Genomic DNA, 13,444 nt, shown 5'->3' on the forward strand with positions numbered 1-13,444 from the left:
CATGGCACGTGCGGTCGGCATCGACCTGGGCACGACTAACTCCGTCGTCAGCGTTCTGGAGGGCGGCGAGCCCACCGTCATCACCAACGCCGAGGGCGCCAGGACCACGCCGTCCGTCGTCGCCTTCGCCAAGAACGGCGAGGTGCTGGTCGGCGAGGTGGCCAAGCGCCAGGCGGTCACGAACGTCGACAGGACCATCCGGTCGGTCAAGCGCCACATGGGCACCGACTGGAAGATCAACCTGGACGGCAAGGACTTCAACCCGCAGCAGATCAGCGCCTTCGTGCTGCAGAAGCTGAAGCGGGACGCCGAGTCCTACCTGGGCGAGAAGGTGACCGACGCGGTCATCACCGTCCCGGCGTACTTCAACGACGCCGAGCGCCAGGCCACCAAGGAGGCCGGTGAGATCGCGGGCCTCAACGTCCTGCGCATCGTCAACGAGCCGACGGCCGCCGCGCTGGCGTACGGCCTCGACAAGGACGAGCAGATCATCCTCGTCTTCGACCTCGGTGGCGGTACGTTCGACGTCTCGCTGCTGGAGATCGGCGACGGTGTCGTCGAGGTGAAGGCCACCAACGGTGACAACCACCTCGGTGGTGACGACTGGGACCAGCGCGTCGTCGACTACCTGGTCAAGCAGTTCCAGTCCGGCCACGGCGTGGACCTCAGCAAGGACAAGATGGCGCTGCAGCGCCTGCGCGAGGCCGCCGAGAAGGCGAAGATCGAGCTGTCCTCGTCCACCGAGACCTCGATCAACCTGCCCTACATCACCGCGTCCGCCGAGGGCCCGCTGCACCTGGACGAGAAGCTCACCCGGGCCCAGTTCCAGCAGCTGACCGCCGACCTGCTGGAGCGCTGCAAGACGCCGTTCCACAACGTCATCAAGGACGCCGGCATCCAGCTGTCCGAGATCGACCACGTGGTCCTCGTCGGCGGCTCCACCCGCATGCCCGCCGTCGCCGAGCTGGTCAAGGAGCTGACCGGCGGCAAGGACGCCAACAAGGGCGTCAACCCGGACGAGGTCGTCGCCATCGGCGCCGCCCTGCAGGCCGGTGTCCTCAAGGGCGAGGTCAAGGACGTCCTGCTCCTCGACGTCACCCCGCTGTCCCTCGGCATCGAGACCAAGGGCGGCATCATGACCAAGCTGATCGAGCGGAACACGACGATCCCGACGAAGCGTTCGGAGATCTTCACCACCGCCGAGGACAACCAGCCCTCCGTGCAGATCCAGGTCTACCAGGGCGAGCGCGAGATCGCGGCGTACAACAAGAAGCTCGGTATGTTCGAGCTGACCGGTCTGCCCCCGGCGCCCCGCGGCGTCCCGCAGATCGAGGTCGCCTTCGACATCGACGCCAACGGCATCATGCACGTCACGGCGAAGGACCTCGGCACCGGCAAGGAGCAGAAGATGACCGTCACCGGCGGCTCCTCGCTGCCGAAGGACGAGGTCGACCGGATGCGCCAGGAGGCCGAGAAGTACGCGGAGGAGGACCACGCCCGCCGCGAGGCCGCCGAGTCCCGCAACCAGGGCGAGCAGCTCGTCTACCAGACGGAGAAGTTCCTCAAGGACAACGAGGACAAGGTCCCGGGCGAGGTGAAGACCGAGGTCGAGACGGCCGTCGCCGAGCTGAAGGAGAAGCTCAAGGGCGAGGACACCGCCGAGATCCGCACCGCCACGGAGAAGGTCGCCGCCGTCTCGCAGAAGCTGGGCCAGGCGATGTACGCCGACGCCCAGGGCGCGCAGGCCGCCGGCGGCGAGGCCCCCGGCGCGGGCGCTCAGGCCGGCGACAAGGGCGACGACGACGTCGTCGACGCCGAGATCGTGGACGACGAGCGCAAGGACGGTGCCGCGTGACGGAGGAGACCCCGGGCTTCGAGGAGAAGCCCGACGTCCCCTCCGGCGCCACCCCTGACGACGCCGAGCCGAAGGCCGCTGCCGAAGAGGGAGCGGCCCCGGCCGGGGACGCGAGTGAGAACGCGGGCCTGGTGGCCCAGCTGGACCAGGTGCGCACCGCGCTCAACGAGCGCACGGCGGACCTCCAGCGCCTCCAGGCCGAGTACCAGAACTACCGCCGCCGGGTGGAGCGGGACCGCGTCGCGGTCAAGGAGGTCGCCGTCGCGAACCTCCTGTCCGAACTGCTGCCCGTGCTCGACGACGTCGGCCGCGCCCGGGAGCACGGCGAACTGGTCGGCGGCTTCAAGTCCGTCGCGGAGTCGCTGGAGACCACGGTCGCCAAGCTGGGCCTCCAGCAGTTCGGCAAGGAGGGCGAGCCCTTCGACCCGACGATCCACGAGGCCCTGATGCACTCCTACGCACCGGACGTCACCGAGACGACGTGCGTGGCGATCCTGCAGCCCGGGTACCGGATCGGCGAACGCACCATCCGCCCCGCGCGGGTGGCGGTGGCCGAGCCGCAGCCGGGTGCGCAGACGGTCAAGCCGGCCGAGGAGGGCACCGAGGCCCAGGCCGACCCCGCGGAGAACGCGGGGGACGCCCAGGGCACCGGGACCGCCGGGCCGGCCGGGAACAAGGAGAGCGGTGGCCCGGAGGAGGGCTGACGTCACGGGAAACACGTACGCAGGAGAGGAGGGACGTCGGGGATGAGCACCAAGGACTTCATCGAGAAGGACTACTACAAGGTCCTCGGCGTCCCCAAGGACGCCACCGAGGCCGAGATCAAGAAGGCGTACCGGAAGCTCGCCCGCGAGTACCACCCGGACGCCAACAAGGGGAACGTCAAGGCGGAGGAGCGCTTCAAGGAGATCTCCGAGGCCAACGACATCCTCGGTGACCCCAAGAAGCGCAAGGAGTACGACGAGGCCCGCGCCCTCTTCGGCAACGGCGGTTTCCGTCCGGGGCCGGGCGCGGGCGGCGGCACCTTCAACTTCGACCTGGGCGACCTCTTCGGAGGCGGGGCCCAGGGCGGGGCCCAGGGTGCCGGCGGCTTCGGCGGGGGGATCGGGGACGTCTTCGGGGGCCTGTTCAACCGCACCGGCGCCGGCGGTCCCGGCACCGGCACGCGGACCCAGCCGCGCCGCGGCCAGGACGTCGAGTCCGAGGTCACCCTGAGCTTCACCGAGGCCATCGAGGGGGCGACGGTCCCGCTGCGGATGTCCTCGCAGGCACCCTGCAAGGCCTGTTCGGGCACCGGCGACAAGAACGGCACGCCGCGCGTGTGCCCGACCTGCGTCGGCACCGGACAGGTCGCCCGCGGCTCGGGCGGCGGCTTCTCGCTGACCGACCCGTGCCCCGACTGCAAGGGCCGCGGCCTGATCGCGGAGGACCCCTGCGACGTCTGCAAGGGCTCCGGGCGGGCCAAGTCCTCCCGGACCATGCAGGTCCGCATCCCGGCCGGGGTGTCGGACGGGCAGCGCATCCGGCTGCGCGGCAAGGGCACACCGGGCGAGCGGGGCGGGCCGGCGGGCGACCTGTACGTGGTCGTGCACGTCAAGGACCACTCCGTCTTCGGCCGCAGGGGCGACAACCTCACCGTCACCGTCCCGGTGACGTACGCCGAGGCCGCCCTCGGCGGGGAGGTCCGGGTCCCGACCCTCGGCGGTCCGCCCGTCACCCTGAAGGTGCCGGCGGGCACGCCCAACGGCCGCACCATGCGCGCCCGGGGCAAGGGCGCGGTCCGCAAGGACGGCACCCGGGGCGACCTCCTGGTCACCGTCGAGGTGAGTGTTCCGAAGGACCTGTCGGGGAAGGCTCGTGACGCGCTCGAGGCGTATCGCGAGGCGACCGCGGACGAGGATCCGCGGGCGGAGCTGTTCCAGGCCGCGAAGGGAGCTTGACGGGAATGGACGGTCGTCGACGCAACCCGTATGAACTGACCGAGGACACCCCGGTCTACGTCATCTCGGTGGCGGCCCAGCTTTCCGGTCTGCACCCGCAGACCCTGCGCCAGTACGACCGCCTCGGCCTGGTCTCCCCCGACCGCACGGCCGGGCGCGGCCGGCGCTACTCGGCCCGCGACATCGAACTGCTCCGCCAGGTGCAGCAGTTGTCGCAGGACGAAGGCATCAACCTGGCCGGGATCAAGCGCATCATCGAACTGGAGAACCAGGTCGCCGCGCTCCAGGCCCGCATGGCCGAGCTGCAGGACGCCCTGGAGGGCGCGGCGTCGGCGATGCGCCAGCGCGAGGCGGCGGTGCACGCCTCCTACCGCCGCGACCTGGTCCCGTACCAGGAGGTCCAGCAGACCAGTGCCCTGGTGGTGTGGCGTCCGAAGCGGCAGCAGCAGTCGGACTGAGCCCGCTCGGTGGAGGGGCCCGGGAGTTCGCGCGCGGACTCCCGGGCCCCTTCGCGTGTGCCGCCGTACGGGCCGGGGGCCGACCGCCCGCCGCCGGTGCGGGGGCGGCGCCGTGCACACGTCCGCGTGCGGTCCGTGCCCGGCCCGCGCCCGGCTCGTGTCCACTCCGTGTACACGCCGACGGCAGATCTCCGCACTTCGTCCGCGGCATGTCCGCGAGTTCGCGGAGCGTACTGTTCCCATGTCGTTAAGTGGTTCCCCTTGACGCCGGTGGTGGCGAAAGCGTTGGCTTTTCAGTCATACGGGCCGTACTGCTGTGCCCACGTACCGAATCGCACCTGAAGTGAGCCCTCACATGCGCCGTCGTATCGCCATATCCGTGGCCGCCCCCGCCATGTCCCTCGTGCTCGCCGGCTGCGGCGTGCTCGGCGCGTCGGAGAGCGGCGACGGGGCGAGCCCCACCAAGGGCAACGACGTCACCGTGGGACTGCTGCTCCCGGAGACGGCGAACACGCGCTACGAGCAGTTCGACTACCCCTACTTCAAGGCGAAGGTCGCCGAGCTCACGCGCGACCAGGGCCACGTCAAGTACGCGAACGCCGAGGCGAGCGCGTCGAAGCAGGCCGACCAGATGCAGCAGATGATCGACGACCAGGTCGACGTGATCGTCCTGGACGCGGTCGACGCGAAGGCCGCCGGGGAGAGCGTGCGGAAGGCCAAGGACGCGGGCATCCCGGTCATCGCCTACGACCGGCTGGCCGAGGGTCCGATCGACGGGTACATCTCCTTCGACAACGAACTGGTCGGCGAGGTCCAGGGCCGCTCCCTCGTGGAGGCGCTCGGCGACAACGCGGGCGGCTCCGACACGATCGTCATGATGAACGGCTCGCCCACCGACCCGAACGCCAAGCAGTTCAAGGCCGGAGCGCTGGCCGAGCTGAACGGCAAGGTGACGATCGCCGAGTCCTACGACACCAAGGACTGGAAGCCGGAGGAGGCCGAGGCGAACATGGCCGAGGCGATCGGCAAGCTCGGCAAGGACAACATCGCGGGCGTCTACGCCGCCAACGACGGCATGGCGGGCGGGGTCATCAAGGCCCTGGAGGACGCGGGCCTCGAGGACCTGCCGCCCATCACCGGCCAGGACGCGGAACTCGCGGGAGTGCAGCGGATCGTCACCGGCGACCAGTACATGAGCGTGTACAAGTCCTACCCGCTGGAGGCGGAGAGCGCCGCCGAGATGGCCCTCGCACGGGTCCAGGGCCGGGACATCCAGTTCGACGCGCTCGCCCGCGACAAGGTCGACAGCCCCACCCACAAGGGCATCCCCGCCCAGCTGGTGCCCGTCGTCGCCCTCACGCGGGACAACATCGAGAGCACCGTCGTCGCGGACGGCTTCTTCGAGATCTCCGACATCTGCACGGCCGCGTACGAGGCCGCCTGCGCGGAGATGGGGCTGAAGTAGGGCCGGTACGGTCCCGACGCACGGCCCGGGCATCCCGGGAGAACCGGCGCTTTCCGGCCGTCGTGCCGTGTCGAGCCGTGTTGCGGACCCGGTCCGGGCCGCGCATAGTTGCGCTGCGGAAGGAGCCGAAACCGGGGGTGGGACGGGCGATGGCCGGGCACGGGGCGGAAGAGCATCCACACGGTGCCGACCGGCTGTGCGCGGCCGGGGACCGCGTGTACTCCCGGGCCGTACGACGCGGCCGGGTGCCCCGCCGGGACGCCGAGCCGGTCCCCTGCCTCCTCGAACTGGCCCTGCTGCACCCCGACCCCGACGACATGGACTGGCTGGTGCCCACCTCCCCGCAGGAGGTCATGACCCGGCTGCTGCGCGGTGTCCACGACGAGGTCAACGCGAGCCAGCAGCGGGTGGGCTCGGCGGTGGAGGCCTTCGAGTGGTACGCGGGGCTGGGCCGCCAGCTGCAGTCCCCGGCCGGCACGGAGGGCACGGCGCTCCGGGTCCTGGACGGCCTGGCCCGTATCCAGGCGGCGATGGACGAGGCGACGCAGGCGTGCACGACGGAGGTCCTCACCGTGCAGCCCGGCGGCATACGGCGTGAGGCGGAGCTCTCCGAGGGGCTGCACCGGGCGCTGGCGCTGCGCGGGCGCGGGGTGCGGATGCGGGACCTCTACACGCACGTCGCCCGGCACGGGCAGGGCCTGCTCACCTACCTGGAGCTGATGGGTGACGCGGTGGAGGCCCGCACCCTCGACGAGGTCATCGACCGGCTCATCCTCTTCGACCGCACCGTCGCCTTCATCCCCGCCAACACCGACCGCACGATGGCCCTGGAGCTGCGCCACCCCGCCCTGATCGCCTACCTGGCCACGGTCTTCGAACGCCTCTGGCGCCTGGCGGTCCCCTTGACCGCGCCCCTCCCCGACACGGGCATCGAGGGCATCTCCCACCGCGAGCAGTCCATCGCGGCGCTGCTGGCGGAGGGCCACCAGGACGCGGTGATCGCGGAACGGCTGGGCATCAGCGTCCGCACGGCCCGCGCCCACATCGCCCGCCTCTCGGAGACCCTGGGCGCGGCGAGCCGGACGCAGCTGGGGGTGCGCATCGCCCAGGCCGGCCTGGACGGCTCCCCGCACCTGCCGCCCGCGATCGGCCTGCCCGACCAGGCTCCCGGCCGGGAATCCCCGACCGCCCGGTGAGGTGGCCGAGCTGCGCCCGGCTGTCACTGCCGGCGTCGAGGGCGAGTGAGCGGTCGTCGCCGGCAGGGAAGAAGGCGAGCGACGGTGCGGACAGTGACGGTGAGGTGTTCGGTGGTCTCGTCGAGGGTGCCGGCCTCCACGTCGGTCGAGGGGGTCAGTGTCCCTGTTCCAGAAGTCCGGACCGGGCTATCAGGTAGCCGAGCTGGGCGCGGCTCCCGCTGCCCAGAGCGGCCGCCAGTTTCGCGATGTGGGCCCGGCACGTGCGCACGTTCATGCCGAGACGCCGGGCGATGGCCTCGTCGACATGGCCCTCGACGAGCAGCTTGGCGATGGAGCGCTGGACGCCGGTGATCCCGTCCGTGGGGGGAGCGTAGGCGGGTTCCTCGAGGAGCGGCACCGCACGGGCCCAGAGTTGTTCGAACACCTTGACCAGGTAGTCCACCAGGCCGGGGTGGCGGAGTTCGAGGGCGACTTGGCGGTCGTCGCGCGCCGGGATGAAGGCCACGGCCCGGTCGAAGATCATCAGCCGTTCGATGAGTTCCTCGAGAGTGCGGATCTCGACCTTGCCCTTCGCCATGATCTCGGCGTACGCGAGGGTTCCCTGACTGTGCCGCACGGTGTGCTGGTACAGCGTGCGCATCGACACCCCCCGGTCGATGACGCCCTGACCTCGCTTCAGAGCGGTGCCCAGCACGTGTTCACTGCGTCCGCCGCCCGGCTGGACGGTGAGTACCTCCGACTGGCACTCCGCCGTGGCGCGTTCTATGGCCGAGTTGATGCGCTCGATGCCCTCGTGCACTGTGACGGCATGGGTTTCGCCGGGGCTCTGTGCGCTGATGGCCATGAATGGCTCGAAGGAGTCGGCCAACTCGATGGCCAGGTGCCTGCGTTCCTGGATCTCTCGTTCCAGGGGATGCAGGCGCTGGGCGAGTGCCGCGGCCGGCGGCACCGGTCGCAGCCAGTTCGGGTCGTCCGGATCCGGGTGCAGCAGTGCGAACTCCAGCAGGCACGGAGCCGTCTCGGCTTCCGTGCGAGCGACGCGCCCCAGGCGAAGCGCGCTGGCGTACAGGTGTTTTCCGTCGTCGCAGAGGTCCGCCATCGCATGAGGATGCGCCCCTTTTTTATCTGTATTAGGCAAATCTCCACCCCCCAGGGTCCTGAACATGCAGGAACATGATGCACCGATCCTGTGGCTTTGACGTGGCTTGATGAGCCATCGTCTTGGAGACGGGGGAGAGACACTGGGGAAGTGAGGACGAAGCCCATCATGTGCAAGAGAATGCTTCGCTCGATACTTGCCGTTGCCTTCTCCGCAGGGCTGGTCTTCTGTACGGCGACCGGTTTGGACCTCGGCTGGGACAGCAGCAAGTTCGTCGTGACCGACGCCAAGAGCGTGCCCGACCTTGGCTGGGATGTGGTGCAGGCGGGGGTAAGGGTATGACCACTCCACCCGACGACCGTTCCTTCCGCCGGGAAATGGCCACCGCCTACCGCTCCGGCTGGCACTTCATCGACCTGGTCACCGCGATCCCCCACTCCGGTGACTCCCTGATGGTGACCGTCTTCGGCGAGCCGGTCGTCGTCACGCTGGACGAGGACGGCGACGTGCGGGCGTACCGGTGTCTGCGGCGGCCTCGGGGGGCGCCGCAGCCCGTGCGGTGCGCCATCCGATACGGAATGATCTTTGTGAACCTGGACCAGAGGGACCACCGGCTCGCACAGCCGGAGGACTCCGAAGTGAGGACCATCTCGGCCACCCCCCGCAGTGCCTGACGCGATTCCCCCGTCGTAACAAATCGCTCAGGTGCTTCCCCCCGGCAGCGGCGTCACCGTGACCTGAACACGGTGACGCCGCTGTCGTTTGCGGTGACGTCCCGGGGTACCGGTCTGGCGTCGGTCTGGTCTCGTCCCGGCTGGAGCGCCTCTCGCACGGCATGGACGCCGGCAGGGGGAGGCCTCGACGCCCTCTGGAGGGGGTGGCGGCCGTGTCTCCCCCGGAGGGTGCGGCGGTCGTGTCCCTTTTCCCTTGAGTGGAATAGACTCAACTTTGTGTACGTTGTCTGAGTCAGCACTGGGAGACGTGGCCGGACCGCCGACGGCCGGCGCGAGGAGGGAAGCCAGAACGTGGACGCCGAGCTGACCAACCGGAGCCGGGACGCGATCAACGCGGCCAGCAACCGGGCCGTGACCGAGGGGAACGCCGACCTCACCCCCGCCCACCTGCTCCTGGCTCTGCTCCAGGGGCAGGACAACGAGAACATCACCGACCTGCTCGCCGCCGTCGAGGCCGACCTCGCGGCCGTGCGCTCCGGAGCCGAGCGCATCGTCGCCGGGCTGCCCAGCGTGACCGGGTCCACGGTCGCCCCGCCGCAGCCGAACCGTGAGATGCTCGCCGTGGTCGCCGACGCCCAGGCCCGCGCCAAGGAGCTCGGGGACGAGTACCTCTCCACCGAGCACCTGCTCCTCGGCATCGCCGCGAAGGGCGGCGCGGCCGGTGAGGTACTGGAGGGGCAGGGCGCCCGTGCGAAGAAGCTGCAGGAGGCCTTCCGCAAGGCCAGGGGAGGGCGGCGCGTGACCACCGCCGATCCCGAGGGCCAGTACAAGGCCCTGGAGAAGTTCGGTACCGACCTCACCGCCGCCGCCCGCGAGGGCAGGCTCGACCCCGTCATCGGGCGGGACCAGGAGATCCGGCGCGTGGTGCAGGTGCTCAGCCGGCGCACCAAGAACAACCCCGTCCTCATCGGTGAGCCGGGCGTCGGCAAGACCGCCGTCGTCGAGGGCCTCGCCCAGCGGATCGTCAAGGGGGACGTGCCCGAGTCGCTGAAGGACAAGCGGCTGGTCGCGCTGGACCTGGGCGCCATGGTCGCCGGGGCGAAGTACCGCGGTGAGTTCGAGGAGCGGCTGAAGACGGTCCTCGCCGAGATCAAGGACTCCGACGGGCAGATCGTCACCTTCATCGACGAGCTGCACACCGTCGTGGGGGCCGGGGCCGGCGGCGACTCCGCCATGGACGCCGGCAACATGCTCAAGCCCATGCTCGCGCGCGGCGAACTGCGCATGGTCGGCGCGACGACGCTGGACGAGTACCGGGAGCGGATCGAGAAGGACCCGGCGCTGGAGCGCAGGTTCCAGCAGGTGCTGGTCGCCGAGCCGACCGTCGAGGACTCGATCGCGATCCTGCGCGGCCTCAAGGGGCGCTACGAGGCGCACCACAAGGTGCAGATCGCGGACAGCGCGCTGGTCGCCGCCGCCACCCTCTCCGACCGGTACATCACCTCCCGCTTCCTGCCCGACAAGGCCATCGACCTCGTCGACGAGGCGGCCTCGCGGCTGCGCATGGAGATCGACTCGTCCCCGGTCGAGATCGACGAACTCCAGCGTGCCGTGGACCGGCTGAAGATGGAGGAGCTGGCGATCGGCAAGGAGACCGACGCCGCGTCGCTCGAACGCCTGGAGCGGCTGCGGCGCGACCTCGCCGACAAGGAGGAGGAGCTGCGCGGTCTCACCGCCCGCTGGGAGAAGGAGAAGCAGTCCCTCAACCGGGTCGGCGAGCTGAAGGAGAAGCTCGACGAGCTGCGCGGTCAGGCCGAACGCGCCCAGCGCGACGGTGACTTCGACACCGCCTCCAAGCTGCTCTACGGCGAGATCCCGGCCCTGGAGCGCGACCTGGAGGCCGCCTCCGAGGCCGAGGAGGAGGTCGCCGGGGACACCATGGTCAAGGAGGAGGTCGGCGCCGACGACATCGCCGACGTCGTCGCCTCCTGGACCGGCATCCCCGCCGGGCGGCTGCTGGAGGGCGAGACGCAGAAGCTGCTGCGGATGGAGGAGGAGCTGGGCAAGCGGCTCATCGGGCAGAGCGAGGCGGTGCGGGCCGTGTCCGACGCCGTACGGCGGAGCAGGGCCGGGATCGCCGATCCCGACCGGCCGACCGGGTCGTTCCTCTTCCTCGGCCCGACCGGTGTCGGCAAGACCGAGCTGGCCAAGGCCCTCGCCGACTTCCTCTTCGACGACGAGCGGGCCATGGTCCGCATCGACATGAGCGAGTACGGCGAGAAGCACAGCGTCGCGCGGCTCGTCGGTGCCCCGCCCGGATACGTCGGGTACGAGGAGGGCGGCCAGCTCACCGAGGCGGTGCGGCGGCGGCCGTACAGCGTGGTGCTGCTGGACGAGGTGGAGAAGGCGCACCCCGAGGTCTTCGACATCCTGCTCCAGGTGCTGGACGACGGGCGCCTCACCGACGGGCAGGGCCGCACCGTCGACTTCCGCAACACCATCCTCGTCCTCACCTCCAACCTGGGCAGCCAGTACCTGGTCGACCCGGTCAGCAGCGAGACCGAGAAGAGGGAGCAGGTCCTGGAGGTGGTCCGGGCGTCCTTCAAGCCGGAGTTCCTCAACCGGCTCGACGACCTCGTGGTCTTCTCCGCCCTGAGCAAGGACGAGCTGAGCCGGATCGCGCGGCTCCAGATCGACGCGCTCGCCCGGCGGCTCGCCGAGCGCCGCCTCGCCCTGGAGGTCACCGACGAGGCCCTGGTCTGGCTGGCCGACGAGGGCATGGACCCGGCGTACGGCGCCCGGCCGCTGCGCCGCCTCGTGCAGACCGCGATCGGCGACCGGCTCGCCCGCGAGATCCTCTCCGGAGAGATCAAGGACGGTGACACGGTCCGCGTGGACCGCTTCGGCGACGACCTGATCGTGGGACCGGCGGGCGGCAGCACGCCGTAGGCCCGGCAGTCCGCCGCCGTGCGGCCCGTCACCCGCCGGGGTGGCGGGCCGCCGCGTCACATGGTGAACGCGGCGAACCGCACCAGTGCCGTCCCGGCCGCCTCGTACGTCACCCGCACCTGCACGGCATGGGCGTCCACGCCGTCCGGCAGGCCCCGCTGGTAACCCAGATTCAGACAGAGATCGACGTCGCCGCCCGCGCAGTGCTCCGACGCGGGCCCGGGGGCGTCCGGATAGGTGTGTGCCAGCCATTCCCGGACACCCGTGCGGGGCATGCGGAAGGCGGCGCCGTAGTGAATGTCCTGGAAGCCCTGCAGCGTGCACGCCCCGACCGGCCGCGCGCCGTCCGGCAGGGCGGCTCCGCCGAAACGCAGGGCCTCGGCGCAGGGGACGTGCGCGGCGGCCCCGCCGTCGCCCCGGCCGTCCGGCTCGGAGAAGACGGAAGCCGTGAGGAGGACGAGAAGGGGGAACAGGACCAGCACCGGCAGCGTCACGAGCGCCGCGAACAGCCGCCACCTGGTGCGCCCGCGAGGCACCTCCCCGCCGCCCTCGTGCCCCGTCGCCGTGTTCCGTGTCCGCCACATGGCCCCGCCCCCGTCCGCGAACCTCCACCCCACCGGCCGGATCATGTCAGCCCAGGGCTGACAGGCCCCCGGCGGGCTTGCCACGCCCCTCCCCGCATGGGGGAGGATGGCCAGATCCGTACGAAGGGAAATTCACGGTGACCATCGACCCGTCCTCGATTCCGAACTTCGGGGGCCAGCCCGAGCCGCAGCCCCAAGGACCGGCGGGCCCCGTCGTCCCGGACCAGGATCTCGTGAAGCAGCTCCTCGAACAGATGGAGCTCAAGTATGTCGTCGACGACGAGGGCGACCTCGCGGCGCCGTGGGAGCAGTTCCGTACGTACTTCATGTTCCGCGGCGAGGGCGACCAGCAGATCTTCTCGGTGCGGACGTTCTACGACCGGCCCCACCAGATCGGCGAGAAGCCGCAGCTGCTGGAGTCGATCGACGACTGGAACCGGCGCACCCTGTGGCCCAAGGTGTACTCCCACACCCACGACGACGGCACGGTCCGCCTGATCGGCGAGGCGCAGATGCTGATCGGCACGGGCGTCAGCCTGGAGCACTTCGTCTCCTCGACGGTCAGCTGGGTGCGGGCCGCCATCGAGTTCGACCGGTGGCTCGTGGAGCAGCTCGGCCTGGAGCAGGAGGTCAACGAGTCGGAGGAGAAGCCGAAGGACGAGGACGGCGAGTAGTACGGCCCCGTCCCGTAGGAGGAGAGCCCGCCCCCGGAGGTGACCGGGGGCGGGCTCTCCTCGTGCGCGGGGCCCCGCCGGCGGGCGGCCCCGCTGCGGATCTCCGGCACCGGCGGTGAGCGGGCCGCACCACCTGTCCGAACCGGTCAGCCGGCCGTACCGACGGGCTCGGTGACGCGGCACTGCCCGTCGTACCCTGACCACACACGGGAAGGAGCGCGCTGGCGCGCCGTGAGTTGCTGTCCCCGGAGGACATGACCGAAGCGGAGTCTCTGCTGGTGCTCGCCGAGAGCCTGCTTCAGTTCGTGGAGTTGGCGGGCGACGGGGCCGGCGCCGAGGAGATGCTGCGCGCCCAGGACTCCCAGGCCGGGGACGCGGTGGCCGCCGCGTTGGACTCCGCGCACCCGGACCGGGCCGGACTCGACGAACTGAGGCAGCTGGCGGCCCGGGCACTGGGCACCCGCGGCACCCGCGTCGGCCGCGCCCGCAAGGCCCGGCGCTCCTCGGGCAGGAGCGGCCGCAAGCGGCGCCCCTGACCGGGCGACACCGT

At 70.8% G+C, this 13,444-nt stretch carries 13 protein-coding genes; 11 read left to right on the forward strand and 2 right to left on the reverse strand.

Annotated features, from left to right (window positions below; translation table 11 throughout):
* Nucleotide 1: 1 nt before the first annotated feature.
* From dnaK to ACVV2G_RS08500, 6 genes are all read left to right on the forward strand, one after another.
* A complete protein-coding gene (gene dnaK, locus ACVV2G_RS08475; RefSeq protein WP_453841967.1) occupies nt 2-1,855 on the forward strand; it encodes a molecular chaperone DnaK in 1,854 nt (617 codons plus the stop codon).
* Nucleotides 1,852-2,559 (forward strand): nucleotide exchange factor GrpE, encoded by a 708-nt coding sequence (gene grpE / locus ACVV2G_RS08480; RefSeq protein WP_453841968.1) that lies wholly within the window; start codon nt 1,852-1,854, stop codon nt 2,557-2,559. Before dnaK ends, grpE begins: the two co-directional genes overlap by 4 nt.
* Before the next feature lie 42 nt (nt 2,560-2,601).
* Nucleotides 2,602-3,795 (forward strand): molecular chaperone DnaJ, encoded by a 1,194-nt coding sequence (dnaJ, locus tag ACVV2G_RS08485; RefSeq protein ID WP_453841969.1) that lies wholly within the window; start codon nt 2,602-2,604, stop codon nt 3,793-3,795.
* 5 nt (nt 3,796-3,800) lie between these two features.
* Nucleotides 3,801-4,253 carry a heat shock protein transcriptional repressor HspR gene (locus ACVV2G_RS08490; protein ID WP_453841970.1) on the forward strand — a complete coding sequence of 151 codons (453 nt, stop codon included), beginning with the start codon at nt 3,801-3,803 and terminating at the stop codon, nt 4,251-4,253.
* 355 nt (nt 4,254-4,608) lie between these two features.
* Nucleotides 4,609-5,718 (forward strand): substrate-binding domain-containing protein, encoded by a 1,110-nt coding sequence (locus tag ACVV2G_RS08495; protein WP_453841971.1) that lies wholly within the window; start codon nt 4,609-4,611, stop codon nt 5,716-5,718.
* Nucleotides 5,719-5,867: 149 nt separating this feature from the next.
* Complete coding sequence (locus ACVV2G_RS08500) at nt 5,868-6,914, forward strand: helix-turn-helix transcriptional regulator (RefSeq protein ID WP_453842052.1); 1,047 nt, start codon at nt 5,868-5,870, stop codon at nt 6,912-6,914.
* Between the two features lie 154 nt (nt 6,915-7,068).
* Here the strand turns inward: ACVV2G_RS08500 and ACVV2G_RS08505 are convergent, their stop codons facing one another.
* Nucleotides 7,069-8,079: a helix-turn-helix transcriptional regulator gene (locus ACVV2G_RS08505; RefSeq protein ID WP_453841972.1), complete on the reverse strand. Its 1,011-nt coding sequence runs from the start codon at nt 8,077-8,079 to the stop codon at nt 7,069-7,071.
* Between the two features lie 84 nt (nt 8,080-8,163).
* Between ACVV2G_RS08505 and ACVV2G_RS08510 the strand changes: the two genes are divergently transcribed.
* From ACVV2G_RS08510 to clpB, 3 genes are all read left to right on the forward strand, one after another.
* A complete protein-coding gene (locus ACVV2G_RS08510) occupies nt 8,164-8,355 on the forward strand; it encodes a hypothetical protein (RefSeq protein WP_453841973.1) in 192 nt (63 codons plus the stop codon).
* Entirely contained in the window at nt 8,352-8,687 is a 336-nt protein-coding gene (locus ACVV2G_RS08515; protein WP_453841974.1) for a hypothetical protein, read from the forward strand. The genes ACVV2G_RS08510 and ACVV2G_RS08515 overlap by 4 nt, the downstream gene beginning before the upstream one ends.
* Before the next feature lie 351 nt (nt 8,688-9,038).
* Nucleotides 9,039-11,636 (forward strand): ATP-dependent chaperone ClpB, encoded by a 2,598-nt coding sequence (clpB, locus tag ACVV2G_RS08520; protein ID WP_453841975.1) that lies wholly within the window; start codon nt 9,039-9,041, stop codon nt 11,634-11,636.
* Nucleotides 11,637-11,692: 56 nt separating this feature from the next.
* Here clpB and ACVV2G_RS08525 read toward each other — a convergent pair whose 3' ends face one another.
* Nucleotides 11,693-12,220, reverse strand: a complete 528-nt coding sequence (locus tag ACVV2G_RS08525; protein ID WP_453841976.1) for a hypothetical protein — start codon at nt 12,218-12,220, stop codon at nt 11,693-11,695.
* A 137-nt stretch (nt 12,221-12,357) separates the two neighbouring features.
* Between ACVV2G_RS08525 and ACVV2G_RS08530 the strand changes: the two genes are divergently transcribed.
* Nucleotides 12,358-12,894, forward strand: a complete 537-nt coding sequence (locus tag ACVV2G_RS08530; RefSeq protein WP_453841977.1) for a YbjN domain-containing protein — start codon at nt 12,358-12,360, stop codon at nt 12,892-12,894.
* 254 nt (nt 12,895-13,148) lie between these two features.
* On the forward strand, nt 13,149-13,430 hold the full coding sequence (locus tag ACVV2G_RS08535) for a hypothetical protein (RefSeq protein WP_453841978.1): 282 nt from the start codon (nt 13,149-13,151) through the stop codon (nt 13,428-13,430).
* The last annotated feature ends 14 nt before the right edge of the window (nt 13,431-13,444 follow it).

The sequence above is a fragment of the Streptomyces sp. JK94 genome, assembly GCF_053613315.1.

Excerpts from the sequence above, each read along its gene's own strand:
- dnaK (WP_453841967.1), top strand. The coding sequence starts at position 2 with ATGGCACGTGCGGTCGGCATCGACCTGGGCACGACTAACTCCGTCGTC.
- dnaJ (WP_453841969.1), top strand. The coding sequence starts at position 2,602 with ATGAGCACCAAGGACTTCATCGAGAAGGACTACTACAAGGTCCTCGGC.
- ACVV2G_RS08490 (WP_453841970.1), top strand. The coding sequence starts at position 3,801 with ATGGACGGTCGTCGACGCAACCCGTATGAACTGACCGAGGACACCCCG.
- ACVV2G_RS08495 (WP_453841971.1), top strand. The coding sequence starts at position 4,609 with ATGCGCCGTCGTATCGCCATATCCGTGGCCGCCCCCGCCATGTCCCTC.
- ACVV2G_RS08500 (WP_453842052.1), top strand. The coding sequence starts at position 5,868 with ATGGCCGGGCACGGGGCGGAAGAGCATCCACACGGTGCCGACCGGCTG.
- ACVV2G_RS08505 (WP_453841972.1), bottom strand. The coding sequence starts at position 8,079 with ATGTTCAGGACCCTGGGGGGTGGAGATTTGCCTAATACAGATAAAAAA.
- ACVV2G_RS08515 (WP_453841974.1), top strand. The coding sequence starts at position 8,352 with ATGACCACTCCACCCGACGACCGTTCCTTCCGCCGGGAAATGGCCACC.
- ACVV2G_RS08525 (WP_453841976.1), bottom strand. The coding sequence starts at position 12,220 with ATGTGGCGGACACGGAACACGGCGACGGGGCACGAGGGCGGCGGGGAG.
- ACVV2G_RS08535 (WP_453841978.1), top strand. The coding sequence starts at position 13,149 with ATGACCGAAGCGGAGTCTCTGCTGGTGCTCGCCGAGAGCCTGCTTCAG.